General features: G+C 73.1%; 24 protein-coding genes. 9 read left to right on the top strand and 15 right to left on the bottom strand.

Annotated features, from left to right (window positions below; genetic code table 11):
* Nucleotides 1-1029: cytochrome P450 (locus ACILR4_RS16350; protein WP_395701919.1), on the top strand; the 1029-nt coding region annotated here is incomplete at its 5' end.
* Nucleotides 1030-1057: 28 nt separating this feature from the next.
* Here the strand turns inward: ACILR4_RS16350 and ACILR4_RS16345 are convergent.
* Nucleotides 1058-2506, bottom strand: a complete 1449-nt coding sequence (locus ACILR4_RS16345) for a dihydrolipoyl dehydrogenase (RefSeq protein WP_395701918.1) — start codon at nt 2504-2506, stop codon at nt 1058-1060.
* A gap of 60 nt (nt 2507-2566) precedes the next feature.
* On the opposite strand from ACILR4_RS16345, the gene ACILR4_RS16340 reads away from it, so the two are divergent.
* The 4 genes from ACILR4_RS16340 to ACILR4_RS16325 all read left to right on the top strand — a co-directional run bounded on the left by ACILR4_RS16340 (nt 2567) and on the right by ACILR4_RS16325 (nt 6093).
* Nucleotides 2567-3094 carry a TlpA family protein disulfide reductase gene (locus ACILR4_RS16340; protein WP_395701917.1) on the top strand — a complete coding sequence of 176 codons (528 nt, stop codon included), beginning with the start codon at nt 2567-2569 and terminating at the stop codon, nt 3092-3094.
* 26 nt (nt 3095-3120) lie between these two features.
* Nucleotides 3121-4257, top strand: a complete 1137-nt coding sequence (locus ACILR4_RS16335) for a transglutaminase-like domain-containing protein (RefSeq protein WP_395701916.1) — start codon at nt 3121-3123, stop codon at nt 4255-4257.
* A gap of 28 nt (nt 4258-4285) precedes the next feature.
* Nucleotides 4286-5140: a hypothetical protein gene (locus tag ACILR4_RS16330; RefSeq protein ID WP_395701915.1), complete on the top strand. Its 855-nt coding sequence runs from the start codon at nt 4286-4288 to the stop codon at nt 5138-5140.
* Nucleotides 5141-5226: 86 nt separating this feature from the next.
* Nucleotides 5227-6093, top strand: coding sequence for a PEP-CTERM sorting domain-containing protein (locus tag ACILR4_RS16325; RefSeq protein ID WP_395701914.1), 867 nt, complete (start codon nt 5227-5229; stop codon nt 6091-6093).
* On the opposite strand, the gene ACILR4_RS16320 is transcribed toward ACILR4_RS16325, so the two are convergent.
* From ACILR4_RS16320 to ACILR4_RS16280, 9 genes are all read right to left on the bottom strand, one after another.
* On the bottom strand, nt 6090-6620 hold the full coding sequence (locus ACILR4_RS16320; RefSeq protein ID WP_395701913.1) for an arsinothricin resistance N-acetyltransferase ArsN1 family B: 531 nt from the start codon (nt 6618-6620) through the stop codon (nt 6090-6092). The genes ACILR4_RS16325 and ACILR4_RS16320 overlap by 4 nt on opposite strands.
* The gene (locus ACILR4_RS16315; RefSeq protein ID WP_395701912.1) at nt 6617-7843 is read right to left on the bottom strand and encodes an MFS transporter; all 1227 of its coding nucleotides are present in this window, start codon (nt 7841-7843) and stop codon (nt 6617-6619) included. The genes ACILR4_RS16320 and ACILR4_RS16315 overlap by 4 nt, the downstream gene beginning before the upstream one ends.
* Nucleotides 7836-9308, bottom strand: coding sequence for a flavoprotein (locus tag ACILR4_RS16310; RefSeq protein WP_395701911.1), 1473 nt, complete (start codon nt 9306-9308; stop codon nt 7836-7838). The genes ACILR4_RS16315 and ACILR4_RS16310 overlap by 8 nt, the downstream gene beginning before the upstream one ends.
* Nucleotides 9305-9778: a MarR family winged helix-turn-helix transcriptional regulator gene (locus ACILR4_RS16305; protein WP_395701910.1), complete on the bottom strand. Its 474-nt coding sequence runs from the start codon at nt 9776-9778 to the stop codon at nt 9305-9307. Before ACILR4_RS16305 ends, ACILR4_RS16310 begins: the two co-directional genes overlap by 4 nt.
* A gap of 123 nt (nt 9779-9901) precedes the next feature.
* The gene (locus ACILR4_RS16300; RefSeq protein ID WP_395701909.1) at nt 9902-10591 is read right to left on the bottom strand and encodes an aquaporin; all 690 of its coding nucleotides are present in this window, start codon (nt 10589-10591) and stop codon (nt 9902-9904) included.
* A gap of 2 nt (nt 10592-10593) precedes the next feature.
* Nucleotides 10594-11100 (bottom strand): arsenate reductase ArsC, encoded by a 507-nt coding sequence (locus ACILR4_RS16295; protein ID WP_395701908.1) that lies wholly within the window; start codon nt 11098-11100, stop codon nt 10594-10596.
* A 21-nt stretch (nt 11101-11121) separates the two neighbouring features.
* Complete coding sequence (locus ACILR4_RS16290) at nt 11122-12003, bottom strand: sterol desaturase family protein (RefSeq protein ID WP_395701907.1); 882 nt, start codon at nt 12001-12003, stop codon at nt 11122-11124.
* A 16-nt stretch (nt 12004-12019) separates the two neighbouring features.
* Nucleotides 12020-12538 (bottom strand): ArsI/CadI family heavy metal resistance metalloenzyme, encoded by a 519-nt coding sequence (locus tag ACILR4_RS16285; RefSeq protein ID WP_395701906.1) that lies wholly within the window; start codon nt 12536-12538, stop codon nt 12020-12022.
* A 27-nt stretch (nt 12539-12565) separates the two neighbouring features.
* On the bottom strand, nt 12566-12892 hold the full coding sequence (locus ACILR4_RS16280) for an ArsR/SmtB family transcription factor (protein ID WP_395701905.1): 327 nt from the start codon (nt 12890-12892) through the stop codon (nt 12566-12568).
* Between the two features lie 77 nt (nt 12893-12969).
* Between ACILR4_RS16280 and ACILR4_RS16275 the strand changes: the two genes are divergently transcribed.
* The gene (locus ACILR4_RS16275; RefSeq protein ID WP_395701904.1) at nt 12970-14046 is read left to right on the top strand and encodes a helix-turn-helix transcriptional regulator; all 1077 of its coding nucleotides are present in this window, start codon (nt 12970-12972) and stop codon (nt 14044-14046) included.
* Nucleotides 14047-14067: 21 nt separating this feature from the next.
* Here ACILR4_RS16275 and ACILR4_RS16270 read toward each other — a convergent pair whose 3' ends face one another.
* Nucleotides 14068-16116 (bottom strand): alkaline phosphatase, encoded by a 2049-nt coding sequence (locus tag ACILR4_RS16270; RefSeq protein WP_395701903.1) that lies wholly within the window; start codon nt 16114-16116, stop codon nt 14068-14070.
* Between the two features lie 26 nt (nt 16117-16142).
* Nucleotides 16143-16691, bottom strand: coding sequence for a hypothetical protein (locus ACILR4_RS16265; RefSeq protein WP_395701902.1), 549 nt, complete (start codon nt 16689-16691; stop codon nt 16143-16145).
* A gap of 117 nt (nt 16692-16808) precedes the next feature.
* Here ACILR4_RS16265 and ACILR4_RS16260 point away from each other — a divergent pair, with 117 nt between their 5' ends.
* The 3 genes from ACILR4_RS16260 to ACILR4_RS16250 are packed head-to-tail and all read left to right on the top strand — an operon-like array spanning nt 16809 to nt 20067.
* Nucleotides 16809-17186 carry a thioredoxin family protein gene (locus ACILR4_RS16260; protein ID WP_395701901.1) on the top strand — a complete coding sequence of 126 codons (378 nt, stop codon included), beginning with the start codon at nt 16809-16811 and terminating at the stop codon, nt 17184-17186.
* Between the two features lie 28 nt (nt 17187-17214).
* The gene (locus tag ACILR4_RS16255) at nt 17215-18711 is read left to right on the top strand and encodes an ABC transporter substrate-binding protein (protein ID WP_395701900.1); all 1497 of its coding nucleotides are present in this window, start codon (nt 17215-17217) and stop codon (nt 18709-18711) included.
* A gap of 18 nt (nt 18712-18729) precedes the next feature.
* The gene (locus ACILR4_RS16250) at nt 18730-20067 is read left to right on the top strand and encodes a tetratricopeptide repeat protein (protein WP_395701899.1); all 1338 of its coding nucleotides are present in this window, start codon (nt 18730-18732) and stop codon (nt 20065-20067) included.
* A 261-nt stretch (nt 20068-20328) separates the two neighbouring features.
* On the opposite strand, the gene ACILR4_RS16245 is transcribed toward ACILR4_RS16250, so the two are convergent.
* The 3 genes from ACILR4_RS16245 to ACILR4_RS16235 form a co-directional block, all read right to left on the bottom strand.
* Entirely contained in the window at nt 20329-21564 is a 1236-nt protein-coding gene (locus ACILR4_RS16245; RefSeq protein ID WP_395701898.1) for an AGE family epimerase/isomerase, read from the bottom strand.
* A gap of 103 nt (nt 21565-21667) precedes the next feature.
* A complete protein-coding gene (locus ACILR4_RS16240; RefSeq protein WP_395701897.1) occupies nt 21668-21811 on the bottom strand; it encodes a hypothetical protein in 144 nt (47 codons plus the stop codon).
* Between the two features lie 83 nt (nt 21812-21894).
* Nucleotides 21895-22542, bottom strand: a complete 648-nt coding sequence (locus tag ACILR4_RS16235; RefSeq protein ID WP_395701896.1) for a histidine phosphatase family protein — start codon at nt 22540-22542, stop codon at nt 21895-21897.
* Nucleotides 22543-22561 lie beyond the last annotated feature (19 nt).

The following is a 22561-nucleotide window of genomic DNA, read 5'->3' as shown; positions in this document are numbered from 1 at the left end:
GCCGCGCGCTGGCAGCGTGCCGCGCAGGCGCAGCAGGCCATCGCGCTGCAGCCCGAGCTGATGCGCTACACGGTGGACACCATCGCGGGCCTGGCCTTCGGCGCCGAGGTCGACACGCTGGGCAGCGAGGGCGACATCATCCAGCAGCACCTGGACAAGATCTTCCCGGCGCTGTTCCGGCGCGTGCTGTCCCCCGTGGCTTTCTGGCGTTATGTTCCGTCGGCGGCCGACAAGGCGCTGGCGCAGAGCATCCCCGAGGTCATGCAAGCGGTGTCCGGCTTCATCGCCCAGGCCCGCGCGCGGCTGCAGGCCGAGCCGGCGCGGCGCGAGCGGCCGCAGAACCTGCTGGAGGCGATGATCGTCGCCGCCGACCAGCCCGACAGCGGCATCGACGACGCCCAGGTGGCCGGCAACGTGCTGACGATGCTGCTGGCCGGCGAGGACACCACCGCCAACACGCTGGCCTGGATGATCCACCTGCTGTGGCGGCACCCGGACAAGCTGGCACAGGCCCGCGCCGAGGTGCGCCGCGTGATCGACGACCCCGCGGCGCCGACGCTCGAGCAGATGGCACAGCTCGACTACGTCGAAGCCTGCGCGCACGAGACCATGCGCCTGAAGCCGGTGGCGCCGGTGCTGCCGCTGCAGGCCATCCGCGACACGGTGATCGGCGACGTGCAGGTGCCGGCCGGCCACATCGTCATCAGCCTGATGCGGCGCGACAGCGTCAGCGACGCGCATGTGCCCAACGCCGCCGCCTTCGAGCCCGAGCGCTGGCTGGCCGGCGGCGGCCCGGCGGCCCTGGCGGCCTCGTCCAGGCGCACCTCGATGCCCTTCGGCGCCGGCCCGCGCATCTGCCCGGGCCGCTACCTCGCGCTGCTGGAGATGAAGCTGGCAATGGCCACCCTGCTCGGCCGCTTCGACATCGCCAGCGTCGACACGCCCGACGGCGCCGAGGCGGCGGAGCACCTGGCCTTCACGATGGCGCCGGTGGGCTTGACGATGCGGCTGCAGGCACTCGCCGGCTGACGCCGGTCGCGCCGCGCCGGTGCGGGCCTCAGGCCCCCGGCCCGCAGTCCAGGCAGCGCTCGACCGGCGGCGGGCCCATGCGCAGGTGGCGCTGCAGGTGGCGCAGCGCGGTGCGCAGGCCTTCCTCGATCACCGGGTGGTAGAACGGGCTGTCCAGCATCTGCTGCACGGTGTCGCCGCGCTGCACGCTCCAGGCCAGCAGGTGGCCCAGGTGCTCGGCCGCCGGGCCGATCATCTCGGCGCCGAGGAGCTTTCCGGTCTCGCGCTCGGCATACACATGCAGCGCGCCGCGGTTCTTCAGCATCACGCGGCTGCGGCCCTGGTCGTCGAAGCTGACCTCGCCGGTCTCGAAGTGGCGGCCGGCGGCCACCAGCTGCGCATGGCTGTCGCCAGCGATCATCAGCTGCGGGTCGCTGAACACCACCGCCAGCGGCGCGCGCCGCGGCCGCACGCGGATGTCCGGGAAGCGGCCGGCGTTGTCGCCGGCGATGCGGCCGTCGTCGGCGGCCTCGTGCAGCAGCGGCGTCTCGTCGTGCGCATCGCCGGCGATGAAGACGTGGCTGTCGCCGACCTGGCCGGTGCGGCGGTCGAACAGCGGCACGCCATGGGGGTCCAGCGGCAGGTCGGCATGCTGCAGCTGCAGGCCGGCCAGCGCCGGCTGGCGGCCGACGGCCGCCAGCACCCAGTCGAAGCGCTCGTCGCGGCCGCCGGCATGCACGCGCACGCCGTTGCCGTCGCGCTGCAGGCGCAGATCGCTGGCACCCAAAGTGAGCGGCAGCTCGGCGCCGAAGATCTCGCGCGCACGGCGTTGCAGCGTCGCGTCGGTCAGCGGCCCCAGGCGCTGGCTGCGCGCATGCAGCCGCACCCGCACGCCCAGCCGGTGCAGCGCCTGCGCCAGCTCCAGCGCGATCACGCCGCCGCCCAGTACCGCCACCGAGTCCGGCAGCGTCTGCCAGGCGAACACGTCGTCGTTGACGATGAGCCGGTCGCCCGCGGCCGTGCGCCAGGCCGCCGGCACCTGCGGCCGCGAGCCGGTGGCGATGACGATGCGCTGCGCGCTGACGCGGGTCGTGCGGCCGTCCTCGCCGGCCACCTGCAGCGTGTGCGCGTCGACGAAATGCGCCCAGCCGCGCAGCCGGTGATCGGCCGGCCAGGTGTCGACGCTGGCGGTGACGAAGCCGACGAAGCGGTCGCGTTCGCTGCGCACGCGCTGCATCACCGCCGCGCCGTCGATGCGCACGCCGCCCACCTGCACGCCGAAGGGCGCCGCATGCGCCGCCCCATGCGCCGCCTCGGCCGCCGCGATCAGCAGCTTGCTGGGCATGCAGCCCACCCGCGCGCAGGTGGTGCCATAGGGTCCGCCCTCGATCACCAGCACGCGCGGCGTGTGCTGCAGGGCGGCGCGGTAGGCGCCCATGCCGGCGGTGCCGGCGCCGATGATGGCCACGTCCACCTCGCGCGTGCTGCTGTCGTTCATGCCGGGGCTCCCGTCGGCGGTCGGAGCACCTACGATACTGGCAAGTCGATCGCCATGCCCATGCCCCGCCCATCCCAGCCGTCCCGGCGCCGCCGCCAGTGCCTTGCCGCCCTGGCCGCGCTGCCCTGGCTGGCGGCCCGTGCCGCCGGTCCCACGCCCCGTGCCTGGCCGGCCGGGCAGCCCACGCCGGCGCTGGCGCTGCCCGCCTTCGAGGGCCCGGCACAGGACACCGCCGCGCTGCGCGGCCAGGTGCTGCTGCTCAATTTCTGGGCCAGCTGGTGCGAGCCCTGCCGCGCCGAGATGCCTTCGCTCGAACTGCTGGCCGAGCGCCACGCGCGCGACCGCCTGCAGGTGCTGGCGATCAACTACCGCGAAACCGACGCGGCCATCCGCCGCTACCTCGACCTGCTGCCGATGAGCCTGACCATCCTGCGCGACCGCGACGGCGCCGCCGCGCGCGCCTTCGGCGCCCGCGTGTTCCCCACCACCGTGGCCATCGGCCGCGACGGGCGTGCGGCCTTCAGCGTCACCGGCGAGGTGGACTGGACCGGTGCTGACGCGCGGCGCTGGGTCGCCGCCCTGCTGTGAGATCCCGAGAACCCCAAGGAGCCCCCATGAAAAACCCGACCCGCCCGACGATCCACCGCCGCCGCCTGCTGCAGCAGGGCGCCGCGGCCGGCCTGCTGGCGCCGCTGCTGGGCGCGCTGCCCGCGCGCGCGCAGGACGCGCCCCGCCGCTTCGCGCCGCAGCGGGCCGACTGGCGCAGCTTCGAGGTCAGCACCACCGTGACGGTGGCCGACCCCCAGGGCACCAGCCGCGTGTGGATTCCGGCGCCCAGCGTCGAGACCGATTACCAGCGCAGCGTCGACAGCAGCTGGAGCGGCAATGCCACGCAGGCCGCGATGGTCAGCGATCCGGCGCGCGGCGTGCGCATGCTGTACGCCGAGTTCGCGCCCAGCGTCAGCGCGCCGACGATCACGCTGGTCAGCCAGGTGCGCACGCGCAACCGCGCGGTCGACTGGTCGCACAGCGAACCGGTGCGGGAAGACCCCGCGACGCTGCGCGCCGCGCTGGCGCCGGCCGAGCTGATCCCGCTGGACGGCATCGTGCGCAAGACCGCCACCGAAGCCACCCGCGGCGCGCACACCGACCTGGAGAAGGTGCAGGCGCTGTACCGCTGGGTGGTGGCCAATGCCCATCGTGAGCCCAAGGTGCGCGGCTGCGGCACCGGCGACATCAAGGCCATGCTCGAGACCGGCGACCTGAGCGGCAAGTGCGCCGACCTCAACGCCTTGTTCGTCGGCCTGTGCCGCGCGGTCGGCGTGCCGGCGCGCGACATCTACGGCGTGCGGCTCGCGCCCTCGGCCTTCGGCTACCGTGAGCTCGGCGCCAACCCCGCCAACCTGAAGGGCGCGCAGCACTGCCGCGCCGAGGTGTTCCTGAAGGCCCACGGCTGGGTCGCGATGGACCCGGCCGACGTGCTGAAGGTCATGCGCCAGGAAACGCCGGACTGGATCAAGGACCCCGCGCACCCGCTGATCGCGCCGGTGATGCAGGGCCTGTTCGGCGCCTGGGAAGGCAACTGGCTGGCCTACAACACCGGCCACGACGTGACGCTGCCGCATGCCGCTGCCAAGGGCACGCTGCCGTTCCTGATGTACCCCAACGGCGAGAACAGCAGCGGCCGCTTCGACGAGCTGGCGCCGGACGCGTTCCGGTACACGATCAGCGCCCGCGAGCTCAAGGCCTGAGCCGCGCGCCATGGCAGCCCCTTCACCGATGGCCGGCCCCTTGGGCCCGCGCGGGCCGCGGCGGCGCGCGGCGCTGCTGCTGTGCACGCTGCTGCTGGCCGCCGCCCGCACCGTGGCCGCCGAGGCCGAGGACCGGCTGACGCCGCTGCTGGAACAGGCCCTGCAGCGGCCGGCGGAGGCGGCGGCCATCCGCGTGCAGTCGAGCGAGTCGCCCGGCGGCATCGTCGGCGGCGAAGCCTTCGGCCTGCTCGACACCGAGTTCGAGGCCTTCCGCCAGGCGTTGGCCCAGCCGCCGCGCTGGTGCGAGATGCTGCTGCTGCACCTGAACAACAAATCCTGCAGCACCGCGGCCGAGGGCGGGCGCGTGACCTTGGCGCTGGGCGTGGTGCGCCGCTACGACATCCCGGCCGACCAGGCCTTCGCGCTCGAATTCCGCCACCAGCAGGTGGAGGCCAGCCCACGCCGCTTCGCGGCACGGCTGGAAGCGGCCAACGGCCCGGCCGGCACGCGCGACATCCAGATCGTGCTGGAGGCGATGCCGGCCCCGGGCGGCCGCACCTTCGCGCGGCTGTCGTACTCGTATGGCCAGGGCTTCATGACCGCCACCGCGCTGCGGCTGTACTTCGCGACCTTCGGCCGCAGCAAGGTGGGTTTCTCGGAAGTGGGTCACCTGCCCAACGGCCAGCCCGAACTCATCGGCGGCATCCGCGGCCTGGTCGAGCGCAACGCGATGCGCTACTTCCTGGCCCTGCAGGCGCTGTTCGCGGCCGACGCGCAGCCGCAGCGCGCGCGGCGCTGGTTCGAGCTGACCGAGCAGCACCCGCGCCAGCTGCACGAACCCAGCCTCGAGCAGTACCTGGCCAACCGACCATTCGGGCACTGACGACCCTGCAGGCTAGGGACAGCGACTTGACAGGTCCGGTGCTAGTGTCATCGCCTTCCATGGGATGCATGAAGGGGTTGTGGCCCATGAATCCGAAACCTGCCTTGACCATGGCCGCGCTGTTGCTGGCCGCCGCCGGCACGGCCCAGGCCGATCCGCTGACCCTGTCGGTCCATGTCGGTCCCGACAGCGGGTCCGCCGCGCAGAGCTGCGACCCGCCGGCCGGCGGCAGCAGCGGCAGCACGACCCAGCTGTTCAGCACCACCTGCAGCCGCAGCGACGTCGGCACGGCCAGCGGCACCGGCATTGCCGCGGCCGGCCATGTGGGTGCTTCAGCGCAGGCCGGCAGCCACAACGGCAACAGCCTGGGCGTGAACATCGGCGCGCAGGGCCTGTACGACGACTTCCTGGTCTTCACCAGCAGCGACCCGACCCAGACCACCGCGCTGGTTTCGCTGAACCTGCTACTGCAGGGCACGATGAGCGCCGGCACCTCGCTCGACGGCGGTGGCGCCAATGCCTCGCTGCGCGCCTTCACGATCCTCGGCAGCACCGGCTTCGAGCTGCGCATGGACGTGGCCGGGGGCATCAGCCTGGACGACTACCAGCTCGACAGCGGCAGCCTCGGCCCGCTGACCGATGCCCATCTTCACACCGGCGCGCTGACCGTCCCGCTGAATTCGCCGGTGCACCTGCGGCTCGACCTGGAAGTGGGCGCCGGTGCAAGCGGTCCCGGCAGCCTGGCGCTGGCCGACTTTGCCGCCAGCAGCTTCCGCTTCGCCGATGGCGACGTGTTCACGCTCCCGGCCGGCGTGACGGTGAACGCCGGCAGCTACCTGGTGGACAACCGCTTCATCGACCCGCTGTTGCCGGTACCCGAGCCGGCAGGCTGGGCCCTGCTGCTGGCGGGGCTGAGCGTCGTGCTGCTGCTGCGGGCGCGCCAACGCGGCTAGGACACGAAGCGGCGCGGCGGCAGCGGCGCCGCGTCGGCGCGCAAGGGCCGCTGCCACCAGCCCACGTCGTGCCAGGCGCCGAACTTGAAGCCCACCGCGCGGTACACGCCGATCCGCTGGAAGCCCACTGCCTCATGCAGGCCCACGCTGGCCGCGTTCGGCAGTGCGATGCCCGCGAAGGCCTGGCAGTAGCCGAGCTCGGCCAGCAGCTCGAACAGGCGGCCATACAGCCGCCGGCCGACGCCCTGGCCGCGCGCATCGGCCCGCACGTAGGCCGTGACGTCCACCGCCCACTGGTAGGCGGCGCGCTCGCGGTGCCGGCCGGCATAGACGTAGCCGTTGACCTCGCCGCGCGCGTCCAGCGCCACCAGCCAGGGCAGGGTCTGCAGCGTCTTCTCGATGCGTGAACGCATCTCGTCGACGCCGGGCACCTCGAGCTCGAACGAGATCACGGTGTCGCGCACGATCGGGGCATAGATCGCGGTGACGGCTTCGGCGTCGGCCGGCGTGGCGGTGCGGATGGTCATGGGGCGGTGGCAGCGGCAGGTTCGGGAGGCGGGCGGCGCCAGCGCACGGCGCCGGCAAAGACCGAAGCAGAGATCGCGCCCACCGCGGCCAGGCCGAGCACCACGGTGGCGGGGCCGCCGCCCAGGCCGAGCACCAGCGACGCGGCGATCGGCCCGGCCGCCTTGGCCAGCAGCACCGGTGCGGCCATCGCGCCGTTGACCGCGCCGTAGTGCTGGCGTCCATACAGCTCGGCCGGGATGGCGCCGCGCACGATCGTCATCACGCCATTGCCGCTGCCGTACAGCAGCGCGAACAGCGCGAGCCCGGGCCAGCCGCCGGGCAGCAGCGCCAGCAGGCCCAGCGACAGCGGCAGCAGCCACATCGCCAGCTGGCCCACGCGCGACGGCTTCCAGCGCCCCAGGAAGGTGTATTCAAGCACCCGGCCGAGCACCTGCATCGGGCCGATCAGCGCACCGATCCAGGCCGCATCGGCCAGGCTCAGGCCCTTGGCCTGCAGCAGCGGCAGCAGGTGCACCGACATTGCCGAGAACACCAGCGCGTTGCCGGTGAAGGCCCCGCACAGGCCCAGGAACACCGGGTCGCGCAGCAGCGCGCCGGGCCGCGGCGGTGCGGCCGCCGCCGGACCGCCCACCGGCAGCGGCGGCGCGGCACGCGGCAGACAGGCGGCATGCAGCGGGGCGCACACCAGCAGGTTCAGCAGGCCCAGCGCCAGCAGCGCGCCCTGCCAGCCCAGGTGCTGCACCGCCGCCTGCGTCACCGGCCAGAACACGGTGCTGGCGAAGCCGCCGAACAGCGTCAGCGCGGTGATGGCCTTGCGCTGCGCCGACTGGAACACCTGGCCCAGCACCGCGAAGGCCGGGTCGTACAAGGTGGCGGCCATCGTCACGCCCAGCAGCGCCCAGAGCGCGTACAGCTGCCAGACGCGGGTCACCTGCGACAGCAGCGCCAGCAGCAGGCCGGCGGCCACCGAGCCCAGCGTCATCACCGTGCGGCCGCCCTGGCGGTCGATCAGCCGGCCCACCGGGGCCGAGGCCAGGCCCGCCGCGAGCAGCGCGCCGCTGAAGGCGCCCACCACCACCGCGGGCGGCGCGGCCACCGCCTGCGCCAGCCCGTCGATCACCAGCGCGAACGCGTAGTACAGCGTGCCCCAGGAGACGATCTGCGTGACGCCCAGCGCCACCACCAGGCGCCAGGCCGCCGCGCAGGGCGCGGCCTCAGGCACAGCAGCCCGCCCGGGCCGCGGGCTGCGGCCGGGCCGCGGTGCCACAGCCGCAACCGGCTTCGCCCTGCGCCTTCTTCTGCTCGTCCAGCGCGCAGCAGGCGCTGGCATCGGCGCGCGCCGGGCCGCCGCAGCAGCCGGCCGCAGCGCCGCCCGCCGCAGCAGCGGGTGCCGGGCCGCCGGCGCTGCAGACACCGGTCTCCGGCAGTGCGAGCTCGACGCGGTCGGCCGCGGCCAGGTCGCCGGCCAGGGCCGCCACCACCGAGCGCACCTGCTCGTGGCCGGTGGCCATCAGGAAGGTGGGCGCCCGGCCGTAGCTCTTCACGCCGACGGTGTAGTAGCCCGGCTCCGGATGCGCCAGTTCGCGGTGGCCGTGCGGCCGCACGGTGCCGCAGCTGTGCAGGTTGGGGTCGATCAGCGGGCCCAGGGCCTCGGTCGATTCGAGCCAGGGGTCGAGCTTCAGGCGCAACTCGGCCGCCAGGCCCAGGTCGGGCCGCTGGCCGGTGGCGCAGACGATCTGGTCCACGCCGTCCAGCCGGATCACGCGTCCCTCGGCGTCCTGGCCCTGCACCTGCAGCTGCCCGGCCTGCTCGTGCAGCGCGGTGATGCGCAGGCCGCTGAGGAATGTCAGCGACCCGCTATCGCGCAAAGCACGCAGCTCGCTGCCGAGCTGGCCGCGCGCCGGCAGCGCATCGGCCGCGCCGCCACCGAACACGCGCGCCAGCGTCGGGCTGCGCACCGCCCAGGCCAGGCGCGTGCCCGGCGCGCTGCGCGCCAGCTCGGCCAGCCCCAGCAGCGCGTTGGCCGCCGAGTGCCCGGCGCCCACCACCAGCGTGTGGCGGCCGGCGTAGCGCGCACGGTCGCGGCCCAGCACGTCGGGGATGCCGTAGAAGATGCGGCTCGCCTGTTCGCGCTCGCCCAGCGCCGGCAGTCCGTTCGCGCCGAGCGGGTTCGGCTGGTGCCAGGTGCCGGTGGCGTCGATCACCGCGCGGGCGCGCAGCTCGAGCGGCCCGTCAGGCCCGATGGCGCGCACGACGAAGGCGGCCTGCTCGCGGCCGGCCGTCTTCACCTTGTCGAAGCCTTCGCGGCTGAGCGCCACCGCGCGGGTGCCCAGCCGCAGCCGCGGCGCCACCTCGGGCAGCGCCGCATAGGGCTGCAGCACGCGCTCGACGACTTCGCGTGCCAGCGGCACCTCGTCGTCCGGCGGAGGCTGCCAACCGCGGGCCCGCAGCGCCGCGGCCAGCGCCGCGTCGACGTTGTAGCGCCAGGGCGAGAACAGGCGCACATGGCCGTAGTCCAGCAGGTGGGCGCCGACCGACGGGCCGGCTTCGAGCACGACTGCTTCGAGGCCGCGCGCCAGCAGTTGCGCCAGCGCGGCCAGGCCGACCGGGCCGGCGCCGAGCACGGCCACCGGCAGGTGGTCGAGCGCGGGGGTGGGGGTGGTGAAGGCGATGGGGGTGGCGTTCATGGCGTCGTTCCCCCTTCAGGCGGCAGGCAGCAGGCGGCGCTGGCGTCCTGCCGCAGCACCTTCAGCAGCAGGCGCAGCGCCTGGTCCACCTGCTGGCGTTCGCGCGCCGGCAGGCCGGCCAGCAGCTGCTCGGCGTGGCCGTCCAGTGTGCGGTTCAGATCCTTCACGCGCTTGCGGCCCGCGCCGGTGAGGGTGACCAGCCAGCTGCGCGCATCGGCCGGGTTCGGCTCGCGCGTGACCAGGCCGCGCTCGGCCAGGCTGTCGACCGCGCGGCTGATCCAGCTTTTCTCCAGCTGCAGCCGCAGGCCCAGCTCGCCCATCGGCACCGGACCCGAACGGCCCAGCTCGGTGAGGATGTGGCACTGCGTGTTGGTGGTGTGGCAGCAATCCGCCACCACGCGCTGCGCGCGGGTGTACAGCCGCGCCACCTCGCGCAGCATCTCGCCGGCCGTGCCGGAGGAAGCGGTCATGTGGTTGTGGATAGCAACTATCTGGGCGCATGATCGGCTCCTGGGTTCCAGTTGTCAATAGCAACTACTTGGGTGAAGAAGACGCGCCCGCAGGCGCGTGGCGAAGTTCAACGAGGGGCGGTGTCAGTCGGGGCGGGCACGCGCGGCGGCCGGCGTGCCCGCGAGGACCGCGTTCAGCACGCAGCCCAGCGCGGCGCCCGCCAGCTCGGCGGCGACGAAGCCCGGCGCGCTGGCCGGCGCGATGCCGGCAAAGCTGTCGCTGAACAGGCGGCCGAACACCGCGGCGGGGTTGGCGAACGAGGTCGACGCGGTGAACCAGTAGGCCGCCCCGATGTAGGCCGCCACCAGCGCCGAGGCCCGGCCCGGCGGCGCGCGCAGGATCGTCAGCAGCAGGCCGGCGGTGGCCACCACCTCGGCGATCCAGGCGCCGCTGCCGCCGCGCAGGTGGGTGGAGAACTGCAGGATCGGCCGCTCGAACATCGCGTGCGCGAGCCAGGCACCGAGCATCGCGCCCAGCAGCTGCGCGGCCACGTAGGGCAGCAGCGCGGCCCGGGGCAGCTCGCCGCGCCAGGCCATCACCGCGCTGACCGCCGGGTTGAAATGCGCGCCGCTGAGCGGGCCGAACAGCTCGATCAGCACGAACAGCCCGCCCACCGTGGCCGCGGTGTTGGCCAGCAGCGCGATGGCCACGTTGCCGCCGGCCAGGCGCTCGGCCATGATGCCGGAGCCGATCACCACCGCCAGCAGCAGTGCGGTGCCCAGCGCCTCGGCCGCCAGGCGCTGCGGCAGGTCGGGATGTCGCAGTGCGGCCATGGTCAACGCTGCGCGATGTCGTTGAGCGCCTGCTGCAGCGCCGCGCGGTCCATCGTGGCCAGCGGCAGCGCCAGCAGCTGCAGCAGGCGGTAGCCGATGGCCTGGCGCGTAAGCTCGAACGCGCGGCGCTTGCCCTCGTCGCCGCCCTCGGCGTTCGAGGGGTCCGGGTAGCCCCAGTGCACCTTCACCGGCGGGCCACCGGTGCCGCCGAAGAACACCGGGCAGGTCTCCGCGGCGGCGCTGTCGCACACCGTGATGACGATGGACAGCGGCGGCGCGCCGGCCGCGCTGAACTCGTCCCAGCGCTTGCTGCGCACGCCCTGCGTGTCGATGCCGGCTCGCTGCAGCGCCTCGATCGCGAACGGATTGATGCGCCCGCTGGGCGCGCTGCCGGCGCTGTGGCCGCGCACGTCGCGGCCCAGCCGCGCCGCCCAGTGGTTGAGCATGCCTTCGGCCAGCACGCTGCGTGCGGAGTTGTGGGTGCAGAGGATCAGGACGTGGGTGGTCATGGTGGATGTCGGGATGGCGACTCAGGCGCGGCAGCAGGCCGGCCGCAGCGGCGCCGCCAGCTGGCGCCAGTACGAGGCCTGCGCGGGGTAGCGGCCGCTCGACCCGAACAGGCCGATGCGCGCGGGGCGGCGGCGGCCCTGCGGCCGCAGGTAGGTGCCGAAGACATGGTCCCACAGCACCCAGGCGCTGCCGTAGTTGGCATTCGCCTCGGCCGGCTGGTCGGAGTGGTGCCAGCGGTGCAGCTCGTTGGTGCTGAACAGCCAGTTCAGCCAGCCGCTGCGCAGGTCGGCGTTCAGGTGCTGCAGCATCACCACCGGCTGGGTCAGCGCCAGCGCGCCGTACAGCACCGGCGCCGGCACGCCCAGCCATGCCAGCGGCAGCAGGCTCAGCACGCTGTTGACGACATGGTTCAGCGGATGGAAGCGGAAGTTGTTCAGCCAGTACAGCCGCTCGCTGCCATGGTGCAGCGCATGCAACGGCCACAGCAGCGGCGACGCATGGTGGGCGCGGTGCGACAGGTACTTGGCCAGCTCGATCCAGGCCGCGGCGACCAGCACCTGCGCCCCCAGCGGCCAGCTGGCCATCGGCCAGGCCTCGGCACCGGGCAGATGCCCCAGCGCCGCCACCACCCCCAGCGGCAGCGCAGCCTTCAGCAGCGGGTCGACCAAGCCGATCAGCAGCACCGCGCTGGTGGCATCGGTGGCCCGGTCGTCGCGCGGCTGGCGCCACGCCGCCTCGAAGGGCCGCACGCGTTCGAGCCAGACCCCGAGCGCCAGCGTGGCGATGCTGGCGCCCAGCACCGTCGCCGACAGCGACCCGCCCCAGCGCAGCGCCAGCCACCAGGCCAGCGCGCTGCCGACCACGGCCAGCACGTAGAGCCAGCGCGTGAGAAAGCCGACCATGGCGCGACGCCCCGGCTCAGCAGCAGCCGCCGGCGGACTTGACCGCCACGCCCACCGGCTTGCCGCGCACCGGCGCCGCCGCGGCGGTGGATGCCGTGGCCGGCGCGCAGCAGGCGCTGGCGGCGGCGGGCACCGTGGCCGCGGTGGCCGCAACGGCCCGCTCGCTGAACACCGGAATGCTGTCCAGCGTGTGGAAGTGCTCCCAGGCGATGCCCTGCGGGTCGGTGACCCAGTGCTTCTCGCTGCGGGCGTAGCAGCAGGTGGTCTCGCCCTCGTCGAGCACCGGGCCCTCGGCCGCGGCGGCGCGGGCCTTCAGCTCGGCCAGCTCGGCGGCGTCATCGACCTGGATGCCGAGGTGGTCGACACCCGGGGCACCGCCGCGGGTGGAGATGGCGAAGTTGATGCGCGGGTCGTCGAGCATCCACTTCGCGTAGTCGGCCTCCACGCGCGAGGGCGCGGCGCCGAACAGCCGGCTGTAGAAGGCGATGCTCGCCTGCAGGTCGTGGACATGGGCATGGACGTGGAAGCGCTTCATCGCGGGCTCCTGGGGGGAAAGGCGGGGTCAGCAGCCGCAGCCCTGGGCTGCGGGCTGCACGGCGCAGGCGCTGCCCTGGCAGCAGTTCTGGGTGAGGTAGCCGAGCAGCGCGTTCATGCGCTCGAACGCCGCGCGGTAGATGATGTAGCGGCTGGACCGCTCCTGCGTCACCAGCCCGGCCTGGGCCAGCTCCTTCAGGTGGAAGGACAGCGAGTTCTGCGGCACGCCCAGTGCCTCGGCCATGGTGCCGGGGGTCAGGCCCTGCGGGCCGCTGACCACCAGCGCCCGGAACACCTGCAGCCGCAGCGGCTGGGCCAGGGCCGCGAGGGCGCGCACGACGTCTTGCTCTTCCATAATTCAACGATATTGGAATCATCGAAGCGTGTCAAGCACTGCGGCGCCGCGGCGCGCCCGGTCTATGCTCCGGCCCCATGACATCCGCCCGCACCAACACGCCGCAGCCCACCGCCCGGCTGCTGGCCGCGCTGGAATTGCTGCAGGCGCGGCGCCGCGTCACCGGTGCCGAGCTGGCCGAGCGCCTGGCCGTCGACCGGCGCACCGCGCGGCGCTACGTGGCGCGGCTGATCGAGATGGGCGTGCCGATCAGCGGCGAGCGCGGCCGCGACGGCGCCTACCGCCTGAGCGCCGGCTACAAGCTGCCGCCGATGATGTTCAGCGACGACGAGGCGCTGGCCCTGTCGATGGGCCTGGTGGCCGCGCGCGACCTGGGCCTGGGGCAGGCGCGCATCGCGGTGGACAGCGCCGCGGCCAAGCTCGAGCGGGTGATGCCCGAGGCGCTGCGCAACCGCGTGCGCGCGGTGGAGCGCGCGGTGCGGCTGGACCTGCGCGGCGCGGTGGCCGATTCGCAGGGCCCCACGCTGGCGCTGCTGAGCGAGGCGATCCAGAAGCAGCAGCGCGTGAAGCTGCGCTACCAGGCGGCCGGCCGCAACGGCGACGGCACCGGCGGCGTAGGGGGCCCGGCGGCCCCGCCGCCGACCGAGCGGCTGTTCGACGCCTGGGGCCTGGCCTTCTACCTCGGCGCCTGGTACGCGGTGGGCCACTGCCACCTGCGCGGCGGCCAGCGCTCGTTCCGGCTCGACCGCATGCTGTCCGTCGAGCCGGTGCCGGCCAGCTTCGCGCCGCCGAAGGATTTCGACGCGCTGGCCGCGATGCGCCGCAGCGTGGCCACGCTGCCGCGCCGGCACACGGTGGAACTGCTGCTGCACACCACGCTGGAGGAGGCGCGCCGGCGCATGGGCGAGGAGGTCGGCGTCCTGCAGCCGCTGGAGCAGCCGCTGGACCGTGACGCAGCGCCCTGCGTGCGGCTCAGCGGCCAGGTCGACGAACTCGAAGGCTTTGCCCGCAGCCTGGCCGGCTTGCCGTTCCGCTTCCAGATCCTGCAGCCGCCGGCCCTGGCCGCGCTGCTGCGCGCCCATGCGGCACGGCTGTATGCCGATGCCCAGCGCAGCGCGCGGCCCCCACGGCGCGGCCCCGACGGCGGCGGCTGAGCCGGCCGCTGCTTTCAGGCGTTACGGTTTCCGGGCCACCGCTGCCTTCGGTCGCCGCGCGCCGCTGGCGTCGGCCGGCGCCGTCACGCCCTTCACCGCGGCCTGCGCGAGCTTGAAGAACACGTCGGTGTTGTCGATCACGCCAGTGAAGGCCAGCGCGCCGGGGCCGAAGGCCGACAGCGGGATGTCGGTGGCGGTGTGCACCGCCGAGTCGCCTGGTACCTGACCGGTGACCGCGAATTCGCCGACCGCGTCGTCGCGCTCGCTCGGGTTGGCCGGGTACCACTTCAGCGGCGTCTGCTTCGCCAGGGGCTGCTGGCTGTCGCGCAGCGGCGTGGCATTGGTGCGCCAGTCCTCGATGCGGTCGGCATTCGCGCCGTAGCCCACCAGCAGGCGGTGGTCGATGTCGGTGGTGACGGGGTAGCCGTCGGCCGCGGTCTTGTAGCGCGGGAAGCCGGCCTTCTCGTAGACGCCGACGACCTTGTCGCGCAGGTTGGCCGCGCCACGCGACTGCGCCGCCTGCTGCAGCGCCAGGTCGGTCAGCATCGAGCCGCCGATCAGCGCGGCGCCCGAGCATTCATGGTCGGCGGTGACGATCACCAGCGTGTCGCCGCGCTCGCGCGCGAAGTCCTGCGCCACCTGCACCGCGCGGTCGAACTCGATGGTGTCGAGCATCCAGCGCTCGGTGTCCATGTTGTGCGCCTGCTTGTCGATCGAGGCGCCCTCGACCATCAGCACGAAGCCCTTCGGCTGCTTCCTCAGCACCGCCAGCGCGCGCATGGTCATCTCGTCGAGCATCGGCTGGTCGGGGAAGCCGAAGTCGTCGACCACGCTGCCGGACAAGCCTGTCTTCACGCCACGCCGGCCGTTGATCTTGTCCAGCGCGACGTTCATGTTCGAGAACGCGAACAGGCCCAGCAGCTTGTCGGCGCCGGCGGCGGCGTCCATCTCGGTCTTGGTGGCGGCGTAGCGGAAGCCGGCCTGCTGGAAGTCCTGGATCAGGTCGCGGCCCTTGTCCTTCGCGCCCGGCGCGGCGCCCCAGCGCCTGACGATCTCGGCGGTGTGCGGCTGGGTGGCCGAGAACGCGTAGTCGTTGGCCTCGGCGCGCTCCGAGCCCGGCGTGCCGGCCGGCAGGAACCACTTGCGGCCGCCGCCCATCAGCACCGCCAGGCCGGTGAGGCTGCGATCATCGAGGAACTGGTCGACGATGCCAGTGCCGGCGCCGCGGCTGCTGGTGTGCACCGCGTTGCCGGCCGGCGTGGCGTCGAACACATCGGCGGTGGTCACCACCCCCAGCGCCTTGCCCTGGGTGCGGTGCAGGTACTCGCTGAGGTACTCGATGCGCGGGTTGTCGAAAGGGTCCAGCGTGTCGTCAGGGAACACACCTTCCTCGTTGTTGTTGTTCTTGTTGCCCGAGACATAGGCCGTCATGCCGGGCGAGGAATCGGTGACCACCGAATTGAGCGACGCAGTCTTCACCAGCGCGGTGGCCGGGAAGGTGTCCATCGCCAGCGGCGCGAGCGCCTTGCCCTGCGCATAGCCGTTCTTCACGATGCGCGCGGCGGTGCGCTGCGCGGCGCCCATGCCGTCGCCGAGCAGGATGATGAGGTTGCGGACCTTCGGGCCCATCGCGGCGGTGAACGGCACCACCTCGAAGTTGCCGCGCGCGGTGACGGTCTGCTGGTCGGCCTGCGTCGCGACCACGGTGAATTCATGCCGGCCGGCGCGCTCGACGCCGACCGCCCGCACCGTGGCAATCGCCACCTCGGGCGCCAGGCCCTTGACGCAGCCGCTGGTGCAGTCGCGCAGCGCCACGGGCACGTCCACCGGGCGACCGTCGATGAAGAAGCGCGCGGCGCTGATGCGCTGGCCGGCATCGGGCCGCAGCGTGGCCTGCAGGTCGAAGCGCTGGCCGGGCAGGAAGCGCGCGATCACCGGCTCGGGCTGGCCGCTGGCGAACAGCTCGCTGGGCGGCGTCAGGCGCGCGACCTGGGGCGCGGCGTGCGCCTGCCCGGACAGGCAGTGCAGCAGCGCGCCGGCCAGCGGCAGCAGGGCAAGGCGGAGGGGCATCGACGGCATGGCAGGCGGGCGCAGGGTCAGTGCGCGGCAGGGCGGGTGGATTCGGGGATGGCGGCCTCGGTGGCCGCGCGGCGGGGCGGGACAGCCTGCTCGAGCGCATCGGGCGCGAGCTGCAGGCGCAGCCAGCTGACGCGGCCCTCGGCGTCTTCTGCGCGGCCCAGCCGCAGCTGGCCGGTGAGCACGATCAGGCCGCTCTGGTGCGGCACGATGCGCTTGCGCTGGCTCTCGTGCAGCAGCACGGTGACGGTGGTGGCCGGCAGGTCCGAGGCCGCGCCGTCGGCATGCTCGCTGAGCTTGATCGGGGAGGGCGCGAACAGGAAGCGCCCGGCCTCGGGCTCCTCCTGCGCGACGATGTAGCCGGCCAGCCGCACCACGCGGCCATCGGCGGCGCGCAGCGCGTCGGACCACTCGAGCCCGCGCGGGCCGACCGGCAGGCGGAAGAAGCTGGCGAAGCTCAGGTCGATGGGTTCGGTACGCTCGGTGCCGGTGCCTTGCGCCTGCGCGGCGCTGACCAGGGCGATGCCGAGCATCAAGGCAAGGCCGATCAGGAGACGGAACGCAGGCATGGCGAGGTGGGGCGAGGCCGGTCAAAGCCCGTCATTCTTCCGAGCCATCGTGACAGGGCCGCGACAAGCTTGACCCAGCGTGCCAGCAGCCGAGGCCTGCTCTGGCAGACTTGCCCGATGACTGCCGCACCGACAGCCGATGACCTGCTCGTGGCCTGCCTGTGCGCCGGCTGGTGCACCACCTGCACCGCCTACCGCGGCACGCTGGCCGAGGTGGCCGCCGCGCACCCGGCGCTGCGCTTCGCGTGGATCGACATCGAGGACGACAGCGACGCGCTGGGCGATTCGGCGCTGGACATCGAGAATTTCCCCACCGTCATGCTGCTGCGCGCAGGCCGCGTGCTGTTCCATGGCACCCTGCTGCCGCACGCGGCCACGCTGCTGCGGCTGCTCGAAGCGCTGCGCAACGATGCGCTGGCGCCCGGCGATGCCGCCGCGGTGCCGGCCGAGATGGCCGCCGCGGTCTGGCGGCTGGGACCCGAGCGCCCGATCTGAGACCGACCACCCAACGAGGAGCCCTGCCATGATCCGTCGCCGCCACACCCTGGCCCTGCCCGCCGCCGCCGCCCTGGGCCTGGCGCCCTGGGCCGCCGAGGCCCAGTCGAAGAAAGACACGCTGGTGCTGGCGATGACGCTGGAGCCGCCGGGCCTCGATCCCACCGTCAACGCCGCGTCGGCCATTGCCGAAGTGGTGCTGTACAACGTGTTCGAGACGCTGACCAAGATCCACGCCGACTCGTCGATCACGCCGCTGCTGGCGCAGAGCTGGACCGTGACGCCCGACGCCAAGACCTGGGCCTTCACGCTGCGCCCGGGCGTGCGCTTCCACAACGGCGAGCCGTTCAACGCGCGCACCGTGAAGTTCGCGTTCGAGCGCGCCGCCGCCGCCGACTCGGCCAACAAGGACAAGGCCACCTTCCAGAACATCCTCAACATCGCGCTCACCGACGACATGACGGTGGTGCTGACGCTGAAGAACCCGAACCCCGATTTCCTGTTCCAGCTCGGCCAGGCCACCGCGGTGATCGTCGAGCCCAGGAGCGCGGCCGACAACGCCGGCAAGCCGGTGGGCACCGGCCCCTACAAGCTGGAGAGCTGGGCCAAGGGCTCGTCGCTGGTGCTCGCGCGCTGGGACGAGCACCGCGACGCGAAGGCCATCCGCCTGAAGCGGGTGACGGTGCGCTTCATCAACGACACCGCGGCGCAGGTGGCCGCGCTGCTGGCCGGCGATGTCGACTGCTTCCCGCGCGTGGCCGCGGCGCGCAACCTCGAGCAGTTCAAGCGCGAGCCCAAGCGCTTCCAGGTGGTGATCAGCGGTTCGCGCGCGAAGACCATCGTGGCCATCAACAACAAGAAGAAGCCGCTGGACGACGTGCGCGTGCGCCGCGCCATCGCGATGGCGATCGACCGCCAGCAGGTGGTCAATGGCGTGGCCGAAGGCTTCGGCACGCCGATCGGCAGCTTCTACGTGCCGGGCGCGCCGGGCTATGTCGACCTCACCAAGGTCAATGCCTACAACCCGGAACAGGCGCGCGCGCTGCTGAAGGAGGCCGGCGTCACCGCGCCGCTGGAGCTGACGATGAAGCTGCCGCCCACGCCCTACGCGCGCACCGGCGGCGAGGTGATTGCGGCGATGTTGGCCAAGGTGGGCATCGTCGCGAAGCAGGAGAACGTCGAGTGGGCGCAGTGGCTCTCCGGCGTGTACGGCCAGAAGAACTACGACCTGACGATCATCTCGCACGTCGAGCCGCTGGACATGGGCAACTTCGCGCGGCCGGGCTACTACTGGAACTACGAGTCGCCGAAGTTCAATGCGCTGTGGGCGCGCATCAACCAGACCGCGGACCCGAAGCAGCGCAATGCACTGATGGGCGAAGCGCAGCGCCTGGTGGCCGACGATGCGGTGGCCGCCTACCTGTACCAGCCGACCTGGATCACGGTGGCGCATGCGCGGCTGAAGGGCCTGTGGAAGGACATGCCGATCTTCGTCAACGACCTGTCGGCGCTGTACTGGGAATGACGCGGCAGTGAGGCCGGCATGATCGACGCGCACGATCCCTTCGGCTTGGCCGTCCGCGTGCAGCGCGCCGAGAGCGCGGCCGCGGTGGCCGGCTTCGTCAACGGCTTCCTCGGCTACACGCCGGACATCCTGGCGGTGCTGCCGGCGGCGGCGCAGGACGACAGCCTGATCGTGCAGGCCTGCGCCGCGGCGCTGCAGATGTTTGCCGAGGCACCCAGCGGCCCGCCGGCAGCACGGGCACACCTGCAGCGCGCGCAGGCGGCGGCGCTGCCTGGCACCGAAAGAGAGCGGCAGTTTGCCGCCGCGGTGGCGGCCTGGGTCGACGGCGACGTGGCCCGCGCGATTACGCTGCATGCGCAGAGCCTGGCCGACCATCCACGCGACCTGTGCAGCCTGAAGCTCGCGCAGTACCACGCCTTCAACCTGGGCGATTCGCCGGCGATGCTGCGGCTGGCGCTGCAGGCCGCGCCGGCGGCGGCGGACGTCGCCGCGCTGCACGGCATGCTGGCCTTCGCGTGGGAGCAGAACCACCGGCTGCGCGAGGCCGAGCACGCCGCCCGCCATGCGCTGGCGATGCAGCCGGCCGAGCCCTGGGCCCAGCATGCGCTGGCCCATGTGCTGCTGACCGAAGGCCGCTTCGACGAAGGCCGGCGCTTCCTGCAGGCCGTGAGCGGCGGCTGGCGCGGGCTGACCTCGTTCATGCGCACGCACAACTGGTGGCACCTGGCGCTGTTCCACCTCGAGCTCGGCGACGAGGCCGCGGCGCTGGCGCTGTACGACCGCGAGGTCTGGGGCGTCGACAAGACCTACTCGCAGGACCAGGTGGGTGCCGTCTCGCTGCTGGCGCGGCTGGAGCTGGCCGGCGTGGACGTGGGCGACCGCTGGCAGGACCTGGCCGAGCACCTGGCCGGGCGCGTGGCCGACCAGGTGCAGCCCTTCCTGGACCTGCAGTACCTGTACGGCCTGGCGCGCGCCGACCGGCCGCAGGCGGCCGACCTGCTCGCTCACATCGAGCGTTATGCGCCGCAGGCCCCGGCCGCCAGCCGCGCGGCCTGGCAGCAGGTGGCGCTGCCGGCCGCGCGCGGCCTGCTGGCGCATGCGCAGGGCCGCTGGGCCGAGGCCGCGCGGGCGCTGGAGCAGGCACTGCCGCGGCTGCTGGCCATTGGCGGCAGCCATGCGCAGCGCGGGCTGTTCGAGCAGATCCATGTCGACGCGCTGCAGCGCACCGGCGAGCTCGGCGGCGTGCTGAACCTGCTGCAGCCGCAGGCCAACGCGTTGCCGCAGTCGCGGCGGCTGCAGCGCCGGCTGGCAGCGGTCTATGCGGGTCTGGGATTGCCGGGGCCCCACGCGGGCTAGGCCCGCCTGCCGGCCGCGCGCGGTGCTGCCGGCGACGAAGCCACGCAGGAGCTCCCAGCGAAAACTCAGCCGCACCAGGTTGATGCCCCTGGCCTGGCAGTAGGCGGTGCTGTCGACGGCCGGGTAGTCAAAGTCCTTGCCGTAAACGCCAGGCAGCGGCTTGTCGCCCCATTCAGCGCTGGACAGGCTGATGCCGCGCCATTCGAGCGTTATGGACGGCGCCAGTGCCTTCGCATGGCCTGGCACAGAGGGCCCTTGCGCTCATGCCACGGCCCTCGGGCTGGCGCACGGGGGCGCGACGCCCAGCGCGGCCAGCACGTCCTGGCAGGCGCCGAGCGTGTGGTAGTCGGTCTTGCCGGCGGGGCTCTTGTCGTCGCTCAGCGCCTGGTTCTGCGGGCTCAGGATGCGGTACCAGGCACCGTGCCGGTGGTCGACGAAATGCGCCCAGGCATAGTCCCAGAGCCGGTCGTACCACTGCCAGTAGCCGGCGTCGCCGGTGCGCAGCGCCAGCCAGGCGGCGGCGGCCAGGCTTTCGGCCTGCACCCAGAAGTACTTGTCGGCATCGCACACCGCGCCACCGGGCGCGAAGCCGTAGACCAGGCCGCCGTGCTCGGCGTCCCAGCCGTGCTGCATGGCGCGGTCGAAGAAATGACGCGCCGTGGGCAGCAGCCAGTCGGGTGCCTGCGGGCCGAGCCGGCGCTCCAGCTGCAGCAGCAGCTTGGTCCACTCGGTCAGGTGGCCGGTCTGGAAGCCCCAGGGGCGGAAGATGTTGGTCTTGTCGTCGCGGTTGTAGTCCCAGTCGGGCGACCAGTCGGCGTGGTAGTGCTCCCACACCAGCCCGCCGGCGCGTTCGGCCAGGCGCCGTGTCACCGATTCGGCCAGCACCGTCGCGCGGGCCAGATAACGTCCATCGCCGGTGGCCGCATGGACGGCGAGCAGGGCCTCGCAGGCATGCATGTTGGCGTTCTGCCCGCGGTAGGGGCCCAGCTGCCAGTCGGGCGTGGCCTCGTCGGCATAGAGGCCGTGCTCGGGCAGCCAGAAATGCCGCTCCATCAGCGCGAACGTCTGCTCCAGGGCGTCGCGGGCTTCGCCCAGGCCCACCATCGCGGCATGCGCCTGGGCCAGCAGCACGAAGGCCAGGCCGTAGCACTGCTGGGTGCCGTCGAGTACACGGGCCTGGCCGGCGCGCCAGTCCAGCTGCCAGGCGTAGCCGCCCTGCGGCTGCGCATGGGCCCGCTGCACGAAGTCCAGCGCATGGGCCACCGGCGCCAGTGCTTCGCCGAACCAGCGCCGCGCCAGCGCGAAGTTGAAGACGAAGCGCGTGCTGCTGACGAGGTGGCGCGTGCAGGGGTCGTAGACCCGGCCGTCGTCCTTGAAGAAGTGGAAGCAGCCACCGCTGGGATCGAGGGCGCGCGGCGCGTAGAAGTCCAGCGTGTGGCGCATGTGGGCCAGCAGCGCCGCGGGCTGGCGCATGTCGGGGCACGGGGGTGTCGTCATGTGGGTGTCGTCACGGGGTCGGGACATCGGATTGCAGGAAGGCCACCAGCCGGTCGGCCATGCGCGCGTGCACGTCGAGGCGGGGGTGGGCCCAGGCGAAGGCCTAGGTGTACGGCCAGACGCGGGCATCGCCCTCGGCGTGCAGCGCGCGCAGCGGGCGCGGCGGCGGCGGCGCCAGCAGGCGTTCGGCGGGCGCCGCGCCAGTGCCTGGCTGCTCGGCGATGCGGCGCACGTCTCCTTCTTTCATCCCACTCTCCCACGACGTCCGAAACGCCTCGGAGCGTTCAGTCAACATCAGCGCATCGGCACCAGGTGATTACACGCAAGCGCTCAGCCGCGGGGTGCCCGCGTGCTGGGCTGCTCGGGCAGCCCGGCCAGGTGCTCGGCCTCGCCCCAGCTGTCGATCTGCAGCCGGTCGCCGTCCCAGCGCAGGCGGTTGATGCCGGTGTTGGGGATCTCGCATTCGCGCGGGCCGTGCAGCGGCAGCCCGCGCGCGGCGCGCCACAGCATGTCCAGCACGCCGCCGTGCGTGACCACCGCGATGCGGCGGCCGGCATGCACCGCGAGCGCGGCCTGCAGCGCCTGCATCACGCGCTCGTAGAAGCGGCGCGTGCTCTCGCCGCCGCCGGGCAGCGAATAGTCGGCCTCGTGGCGCACGTACTGGTCCCACAGCGGGCGGTGCTCGCGGTGGATGGTGGGCACGTCCAGCCCTTCCAGCACGCCGAAGGACTGCTCGCGCCACAGCGGCTCGACCTGCAGCGCCTGGTTGCGACGCCGGGCCAGCGCCTCGGCAGTGCTGCGCGCGCGCTGCAGGTCGCTGGCCAGCAGCACGTCGATCGGCTCGTCGGCCAGCCGCTCGGCCAGGCGCGCGGCCTGGGTCTGGCCGATCGCATTCAGCGGCACGTCGATCTGGCCCTGGAAGCGATGTTGCCGGTTCCAGTCCGTTTCACCGTGGCGGATCACGATCAGGGGGGTCATCCTGCATATTGTCGGTGCA

It is taken from the genome of Aquabacterium sp. (assembly GCF_044226965.1).
In the GTDB taxonomy this organism is placed as follows: Bacteria; Pseudomonadota; Gammaproteobacteria; order Burkholderiales; family Burkholderiaceae_C; genus Pseudaquabacterium.
Note: the sequence above shows the minus strand (reverse complement) of the source record. Positions and strands in the feature narration are given on the sequence as shown.